The sequence below is a fragment of the Paenibacillus sp. J14 genome (genome assembly GCF_000518465.1).
GTDB lineage: Bacteria > Bacillota > Bacilli > Paenibacillales > Paenibacillaceae > Fontibacillus > Fontibacillus barengoltzii.
On record NZ_JADQ01000093.1, the window covers coordinates 1 to 8,318 of the forward strand.

General features: G+C 46.9%; 10 protein-coding genes and 2 pseudogenes. All 12 read right to left on the reverse strand.

What is annotated here, in order from left to right:
* A pseudogene (locus tag M891_RS25145) lies at positions 1 to 298 on the reverse strand (IS1380 family transposase); the annotation flags it as partial.
* A gap of 164 nt (positions 299 to 462) precedes the next feature.
* Positions 463 to 1,047: a zeta toxin family protein gene (locus M891_RS0121740; RefSeq protein ID WP_028540248.1), complete on the reverse strand. Its 585-nt coding sequence runs from the start codon at positions 1,045 to 1,047 to the stop codon at positions 463 to 465.
* Complete coding sequence (locus M891_RS0121745; RefSeq protein WP_007781155.1) at positions 1,040 to 1,219, reverse strand: hypothetical protein; 180 nt, start codon at positions 1,217 to 1,219, stop codon at positions 1,040 to 1,042. The genes M891_RS0121740 and M891_RS0121745 overlap by 8 nt, the downstream gene beginning before the upstream one ends.
* 147 nt (positions 1,220 to 1,366) lie before the next feature.
* On the reverse strand, positions 1,367 to 3,031 hold the full coding sequence (locus tag M891_RS0121750) for an SWIM zinc finger family protein (RefSeq protein WP_028540249.1): 1,665 nt from the start codon (positions 3,029 to 3,031) through the stop codon (positions 1,367 to 1,369).
* A gap of 187 nt (positions 3,032 to 3,218) precedes the next feature.
* The gene (locus M891_RS0121755) at positions 3,219 to 3,515 is read right to left on the reverse strand and encodes a hypothetical protein (RefSeq protein ID WP_139816715.1); all 297 of its coding nucleotides are present in this window, start codon (positions 3,513 to 3,515) and stop codon (positions 3,219 to 3,221) included.
* A gap of 28 nt (positions 3,516 to 3,543) precedes the next feature.
* On the reverse strand, positions 3,544 to 4,182 hold the full coding sequence (locus M891_RS0121760; RefSeq protein WP_028540251.1) for a UPF0158 family protein: 639 nt from the start codon (positions 4,180 to 4,182) through the stop codon (positions 3,544 to 3,546).
* A 12-nt stretch (positions 4,183 to 4,194) separates the two neighbouring features.
* Positions 4,195 to 5,328, reverse strand: coding sequence for a DUF6155 family protein (locus M891_RS0121765; RefSeq protein WP_028540252.1), 1,134 nt, complete (start codon positions 5,326 to 5,328; stop codon positions 4,195 to 4,197).
* Positions 5,329 to 5,406: 78 nt separating this feature from the next.
* Positions 5,407 to 5,799: a type II toxin-antitoxin system VapC family toxin gene (locus tag M891_RS0121770; RefSeq protein ID WP_007781142.1), complete on the reverse strand. Its 393-nt coding sequence runs from the start codon at positions 5,797 to 5,799 to the stop codon at positions 5,407 to 5,409.
* A complete protein-coding gene (locus M891_RS0121775; protein WP_028540253.1) occupies positions 5,800 to 6,033 on the reverse strand; it encodes a hypothetical protein in 234 nt (77 codons plus the stop codon).
* 388 nt (positions 6,034 to 6,421) lie between these two features.
* Positions 6,422 to 6,619 (reverse strand): annotated as a pseudogene (locus M891_RS0121780) (RNA polymerase subunit sigma-70); the annotation flags it as partial.
* A 131-nt stretch (positions 6,620 to 6,750) separates the two neighbouring features.
* Entirely contained in the window at positions 6,751 to 7,155 is a 405-nt protein-coding gene (locus M891_RS0121785; RefSeq protein WP_028540255.1) for a cupin domain-containing protein, read from the reverse strand.
* A gap of 19 nt (positions 7,156 to 7,174) precedes the next feature.
* On the reverse strand, positions 7,175 to 8,005 hold the full coding sequence (locus M891_RS0121790; RefSeq protein WP_028540256.1) for an aldo/keto reductase: 831 nt from the start codon (positions 8,003 to 8,005) through the stop codon (positions 7,175 to 7,177).
* Between the last annotated feature and the right edge of the window lie 313 nt (positions 8,006 to 8,318).

Here is an 8,318-nt window from a genome sequence, read left to right on the forward strand (position 1 = left end):
ACAGACTGTGATGCGGGCAGCGGCCGCCGAGAAAGAGCCTCAGCAGCACGTCGCTTTGCAAACGACGGAAATGAAAAATCCGTTCGCAGCCAAGCATCCAGCCAACGATGAGATAGAGCAGAATACGGTAAACGGGGAAGAGGGAGTTGCGCGCTTTGCCGCCGGAGAGGCTGCACATCGCCTCCGGCAGTTTGATTTTTTCGAGAAAGGCCAGGAAGATTTTGATGCCGCCGCAGNTNGTTGCGTTTTGTAGTGAAAATTCTGTTTTAATTTTGCTGATCGTTGTGGTAGACTTCACCTATAAGGTGCTCCTCTCTTTGGGTGTAGTGTTCCAAGTAAACACCATTCTACCAAAGATTCGGAGCCCTTTTCATATTTTCAAGAAGCGATACTTTCGAAATTCAGGATTAATTTTGTTTTCCATAGATTTGCTAATTTCAAACTTCATATGATTCTCCATAATCAATGTAACTGATCCTTGATCTTATGCACCCATTTTGGAAGAGATTCGGCCTGATATTTTAAAATACTATGTTCAGCTTGCATAACGATTTTACCGGAAACTTCGCTATTATCAATCACAATCAAATGATCAATGAGATGGATATGAGTTAGCAGATTTTGCATGGATGTGGTTTGTCTCCGAACGATGTCTTTAGTCGGTATATGATGTCCACCGGTTTGAACTCTGGCGGCAACACGTTCGATATTGAGCCGAACATCATTTAGACCCACATAAAACATCGTCACTTCAAAGCCGTTCGCCTTGGCATCCCGTATCAGTCGAATAGCATTGCCGCCAGCCAAAGTCGTTTCTAACGAAAAATCTCGTTTATGCTGAATACATTCTCTCGCAAGCTTAATCGCTTCTTTGCCCGCGGATACTTTGCGGCGATCCGGATGGTCAGGATCAATGCCGCGAGCTAAAGCGTCGGGATCAATATTGACACTGATACCAAGCCTGTCCACTATCAGATTGCGAATGGTGCTTTTACCGCTGCCGTTATTGCCGGCGAATACAATCATCACGGCGGAGAACTCATTCATGAGGAACCCCTGGATTGTCGATCGGCTCGATCAGGCCGTTTGCATATTCTTTGACAATCTGGCCTTTTTCCGTTTGATAAACAATGTAAGTTCCGTTCGCTTTTGCATCCAGTTTCGCGCGATCGCCCGTAAGTTTGATCAGTTTTTGCAAATCTTGAACACGCTCCATCATCGATCACCACCGAATCCGTCTCCATTTAGACACTATTATAACATACTCGATTCAGATCAACATTACAGGCTTCATATTCCGGTTTGTCCCCCCACATCACAAAAATCCGCTGTGCTCAAACCGCGTTACTTCTTATTCCCATAAAGTTCAAAAACGAATCTTCCCCAGCTCCTCCCGGAAAGCCGGTCTTCGCGGAAATTTGGTTAACAATTTTTGTGTGACGGTGAACGCTTCTTTCCGTCCGCCAACCTGTTGAAGCATTCGAATGATCCGGCAAACATCGGCGTAATCTCGCCTGTCTCTGGATTGATCCGCCCGGAATTCGATATATGCCACGAAAAGCGCCTTCACCTCCTCCGGGTAATGCGGAAGCAATTGCTCATAGAACGATTCAATTCGGTAAGGTGCCTTGCGGACATGTTCCAAAAGCCGTGCGAACATCTCCTCTTCCACCAGAATTTGGGTATACGTATGCTCTCCCCTCGGGCTCTGCTCCAATTGATCTAACATATCTTGCAGATACAAGGACCATTCTCCCTCATCCGAAAATGTATCCTTCACAGACCGGTAATAATCATATTCTCCGTTCATGATCAGCTCCATCCCGAGTTTCCGCTGCTGTTCGACTTGTCCTGTGCGATGGTATGCCTCATACCGATATTTCTTCCAGCGATAGACGAGCCCCGGCAGCCCCTGATCTTGAGCTTCCCCGGCCTCCGCCAATCGGATCGCTTCCTCGGCATCGCCTTGCTCAAGCGCCGCACGAATCGCAATCTCCCGGATTTCCGGGAAATGCAGATGTCTATACAAATAAGCTTTCGCCTGTTCTTCATCTGAACGTTCCAATATTTGACCATATCGGAGCACAGCCACCCGCTCGTCTGCGTACCTCTTCGACCAATTGCTCCCGGACATATGACCCAGGAGCGAATCCGCCGCATCATCCCATTGATGTTGCATCTCTTCCGACTCGATCAGCGCGCCCGCCGCCTCGAGGAGCGCGAGCTGCCAATCCGGCCACCCGTCATAATAAGGTTGATGTATCTCCTCCAACAACCGACGGAAAATCTTCATGCGTTCTTCCGCCGGAATATGATGGCGATCCTGAACCAGCTTGAAGATCGTTTCCAGACAGCTTTCGATCACGATCCCGACTCCACCGTCCGAATCGTCGGCGGACTGCAATAATTCAATCATCTCTTCGATGATGCAAAACAGAATCGCCAGCCCGTGCAACCATTCCTCTTCATCGAAGGCGGAGAGAGCCTTTTCAGCGACGATCTTCGCACCTTCCACCGCGTGGCTTACGTTCCGCCAAGACACAAAACCATGATCATCCGAATATGTGTCAATGTAGGATCGAATCAACCGTCGGCAGGCGTCCAACTCCTGATCCGCGCCCCTTTTCGACAAGTGGAGTCTGATGCGCTCTTCCGCGGTATATGAATCCGATGCAATCGAGAGCAGCAATTCGATTAATTTCTCCTTGCTCTCTGCTTCCAACAGTTGCCGGAGAGACGGTTCCGGTGAAGATACCCCGTCTGCTTCTCTATTCTTAAGCTCGAGGAATACGGCGACTTGATGCTTGCATACCGGTCCAAAATCGTACGGACAATCGCATTCCGATTCCATTATGTTGTTCTCGTTGTCTAGCCTTACATAAACCTCATAATCCTCGTACCCGCGCACAACCGCAGTGTACTTTTCATCGGCAATGGACTTCAAGGAAATTACCCGTCCTTCGGACGCGTATTCCTTCCCTCTGTGTACAACTGCAGGATCTATGTATCTGGAAAAATCGGATAAATTCAAGAGGACCACCCCCTTTGGATGCTTCTTTCCATCTTGGAATTCCAATAGTCGATGAACACCTGATAAGATCGCACCGTGGTAAAGAAGGGAATATGTTGGTCTGCCGCAGCGTCTACATATTCATCTTTTAGAAATGGTGACAGCGACACAGGTCGTATATCGGTTGCCATTTGGAAAATAATCCTGCTCATTTGTTGCTTTTATGCTTAAGGATGTATGTTTTAGCCAAGTGGTTTAGATGGCCAACAGCAATTGAATTGGGATCACTCGGGTCATGCTTCTTCTGCATGGCACGTTCAAATTCAACAATCATCTTTGCAAAATCGCATACATTCTGCTCAAGACCAAATAAGCGTTTCATGTCTCGATAGTGTCGAAAAAAGACTGCGTTAGCTTGATCATTGGGATAACCTAATTGTTGAAGTTCCGAAATGACCGCTTGAGCATACAGCCTAATCATCGTCTGTCTTGAAGAACGTTTCACCGGTATCCCCTGCCCAAACATTTCTTTATTACTCGAGAATCAACTTCACTTCAATGGATTCCAACCAATCCGAAACACGTTTGCGATTCTGCTCTTCAACAAACTGGTAATACCGCTCTAACTGCTCGCTGTCGGAAGATAACGCATCCTTGAATCTTCGGAATATTCTCTTGCCGCCGCTTAATATGTGCATCAAAGTGGATTGCAGCTTTTTATCTTCAACCGTTTCCGCAAAATCAACCATGTCGGTATATCCTTCATCCGACTCCCGTTTCGGTATCCGAAAGTAAATTTCATTAAAGCCTTCTTCAATGATCTCGCTTAATTCTTCGTCCTCTTCATCCCGGTCAAACGTTCGCAACATGACAACATCTCCAGTTTCGATATTCAGGAAGGACTCTATTCCTTCTACGTACATGTCGTATGCATCCACAATCTCCTGAAACTGCTGCTTGGTCAATTTCAATTCTTTCATAGGTTCTCCCTCAGCTACTGTCGCTTTGATCAACTCGCCGCGTTGTTCCGCCTCATATTCCTCCCACGTGATTCCATACGGGAAGCCTCCATCCGTATATCCGGCGATAAAATAGAAATTCTCGTCTTGCTCCAACAGCCCCGTGAATTCCGCTTTCTGACCGGTCCGCTTATTTTTCTTCCTGCCGCGCATTAAGTTCCCCACCTAAATCCATCTTATTTGAGCGTGCAGATTAGCCAAATTGTCATGAAAACCCCAGCCGATCCCTTCTGTTTTCGAAACAACGGCTTCGAGACGTTCCTCGAATTCGTCGAACAACTCGGCTGTTTCATCTTCATTTACTTGATCAATGATATCGGCATACATGGACACCATGCTGTAGTAGAAGCGTTCATCAATATCCCCGTAGCTTAGGGTGAAATCAACTCCATTTTCAACGTAGACCAGCTTCAATTCCAGGGCGTACCTGGAATTTCCAGTCAATCTCTCGAATTCCGAAATCGCATGTTTCGCTTCCTGGAGTCTCAGCTTGCCAAATCCCCGCTCAGGGAAAAACACTTTCTCAACCTTCTTGCAATACTCTTGAAAGAGAGACTCTACTGCTTCATCGCCCAGTATTCTTACAGCAAGAAACTTCTCCATATCTTTGCTGGCGCCATAACAAGCCTTCACCAAATCGATAAGCTGGTCGCTATTTAGCTGCTTCAGATGCTTATTCAGAGCAGACTTCGTCAGCTTCACAGGCTTTTTCCCTACCGGCCGCTTAACCAGTGACTTGGGGATCAGCTTGTCCTTCTGCCGCTCAAGCTCCTGATTCACTTCTTCGCAGGAGAAATGTTCGGGATCATATCCTTCTCGAACCCAGCCTATAAAATGATCCCGCTCCGGATGATTGGGAGTAAGCAGTACTTCCAGCATATGCTGATGCCCCCACACGCCTCCCACATCTTCCTGCGGACAGCCGCGGGCACCATCTAGACACAAGGGTGCCGGGTCGGATGTCGATGCGTCGATTTTGATCAACGTAACCGTGTGCTGCCAATCATCTCCAAAATCATACACGTATGTAAATACGGTGTTTTCTTCGTGAACATGCTTCTGAACGATTTCCCTCCGTGCATTCAGCACCTCGCGGTCTTCTATATGCTCGAATGTCGGATCGGGCAGACCGATCACCTTTTCTTTCACATGAAACTCGTATAAATGGTAATTTTCCCAACCCATGACCGATTGGATGATTTTGTGAAGCTGATGAAACGTCACGTCCGGATGAAATTGAAACTCCCGCCAAATCTTCGGGGCAATCTCATTCAGTTCGATTCTGCATCTATAAAGCATGATCGTCTGTTCTCCTTTTAAGTATTCCGAGTATATAAACAAACCCACTGTATCCCGGTTGGAATTACAATGGGTAGGCTAAATGGTAAACAGCGGCAAACCGAATGCTTCCCGAACAAAGCTCATATCGTGGTCCCTTGATACAAGACCAAGCTGGTGCTCAATAGAAGTTGCAATAATAATTGCGTCCGGAGTTTTAAGCTTCCGTCCTTTCGACTTTTGTTCCCTGCGTATGTCCCCGGCAAGTCGGGCAACACTGGAACTTACCTCAATACATCTTCGTGAATTAAACAGCTTGATTCCTTGCAAACGATAAGCGGATTCCAGCCCGCTGAACACTTCGCACTCCGTAATTACGGAGAAATAAATCGACATCCGATCGTCACTGGCCTGCCTGACAAAATCCAATGCGGCATGCTCCCCAGCCAGCAATGCGATCGCAATATTGGTATCGAGTAAATAACCGCCCATTTAGTTCCACTCTTCCTCACGCATTTTCTTGACTTCATCAGCCAACTGCTTTGCTTGTTCCGGTGTTAATACCCCCGCCGACTCAAGGATGTCATCAATGGAGTAGTCATCCTCTACTTCAATCGTGTCGTTATCCAAATTGATTTTTACTTTGCTGTGCGTAATATTCATCTTTTGCAGTATGGAGCGAAGTTCCTTAGCCGTTTGCTGATCCATCTTTTTGGGCAAAGACATGGTTTAAACACCAACCTTCCGATTTAAGATTTGCAAGATATTTCAGTATTTCCGATGTACTCAAGGCCTTTCCGGATTTATATTCCATTCTGCTCTGTTCAATCATGAATTTCAGTTCCGGATTGGCTTCAACATCAGCTTGAATCGATCGCTGCTCTTCGATATCATTTCACTCCAGTCATAATCGTTTCTTCTGTCATACTGGAGCACTTAATTTCGTGTTATCAACAGTATAACATACACGGCTCCGAAACCAGAAGAAGATAAGCCAGCCCCTCGGACCGGCTGGCTTATCTCTTCATATAGCTCGTCCACCCTCACCGTACAAACCGCCCGCTGCACACAAAACGCCCCGTTTCCTGACATCGGTTCGTGTTCACAACGTGTTGACGATATGCGCCACCAGCCGCAGGTTATGCTCGATCAGGATATTGCGGGACTCCGAATCCCCTTCCGCCATGCGCTGCAAATGCTTCGTTTCCTCTTCCTCGGTCAGGGGCTGCGGAAACGCATTATTTTTGACATACGATACGAGCAACGTCAGCTGTTTAATGAATAAAGCAATTGCGGTAAACAATCCCGGCAAAGATGACACCTCCCGCAGATTCACATCACGATGAATACAACCTCGCTTCATTTTGGGTCAATTCATTGTATGTGGGCGGAGGCCCATCCGTGCCTGTACGGAGGAAAAGAAATCCCTCTTTCGAACTTCTCTCAAAGTTTATGGTATTCTTCGTCCGATACGGGTTCTAACCATTCCGGCTTGCCTGACGTAATCGCGATGTGAACAAACCAGCTGTCTTTTTTGGCACCATGCCAGTGTTTGACGCCATCATGTGTGACAATGACATCCCCTGCTTTCAAGCTTTGGGCAGGTTTGCCTTCTTCCTGGTACCAGCCTTCCCCGCCTGTAACTAGCAAAATCTGATACCCCCCGCGGTGAATATGCCAGTTATTTCGGCATCCCGGTTCAAAGGTAACATTCCCAACGCTGACATTCACATGAGGATCAGAGACTAACCCTTGAAGATAGCTTTGACCTACAAAAAATTGAGAGAATGGATTTTTATCACCTAGAGAGAATAGAACTCCATTTTTCACTTCTTCATGTTTCGCCATTGATATCCCCCGCCTAATTTTATGATAATTTCCCTCCAAATACGGGGAAGAAACTGTGCTCCCCATAGTTTTGAATCGGTTCAATATTTTTTAAGATTTCCATATCGGCATCACTGATCACAAAATCAAGCTCGGCATTATTCCGCATGTGATCCGGATTGGCCGTCTTCGGAAGAACTACAAGACCAAGTTGGATATCATATCGAAGGCAAAGCTGTGCCACCGACACCCCATACTTATCAGCGATCGCCTTGATCTCCGCATGATTAAGAACAGCGCCATGGGCGATAGGAGAATAAGCCTCAACCAGGATGTCATTTTTCTGGCAAAAATCAATCAGCTCCCATGGCGTGTTGCCCACATGAGCCAAGATCTGATTAACCATCGGTTTGATTTCACAACTCGTTAAAATATTCTCGATATCATCCTGAAGGAAGTTCGAAAGGCCGATCGCTTTCACTTTTCCAGCTTTATAAGCAGCCTCCAGCGCTTTCCATACTTCTTTGTTTTCCTCGAAGTAACGCTTCTCCCCACGAAACTCTACCCAAGGCTGCGGACTATGAATAATGAGAAGATCGATGTAATCGACGCTTAACTTGGCTAATGACTCATCAATAGACTGTGTAACTGTAAAAAAAGTCTTTGCCTCTGCGGCTACCTTGGTCGTGATGAACAGTTCCTCCCTGGCCGCGCCGCATGTACGTATGCCTTTGCCCACCCCTTCTTCATTCATATAAGCCTGAGCTGTATCGATATGGCGATATCCGAGGGATACCGCATCCTTTAATGCTCGTTCTGCTTGTTCATTATTCAGCAACCAAGTGCCAAGCCCTAAATTCGGTATCTCGATTCCGTTGCTATGAACGTTTTTGTCAAGCCCTCGGTTTTAANTCTGCCTGAGCACGTGGCGCGAGAGCAAAAATGCGAGCGACGGTCGGCACGCTGCTATCCGTGGGTTGGTTACCACATGTTATGCCTTCGTCAGGGAGAGCCCTTGCAAGCTAGAAACGCACGTTCGGTCTCTTTCGAAACTTAGTGCAAACGGACAACGCAAATTCTCTCCTGAACCTTCGTTTGCTCCCGGGCCTCGTGCTCCGGCGTGAGCTTGTCAAGCGTCTTCCTTGACAAGCGGTGGGGTACAATTCAACACTTTTCCAAATCCT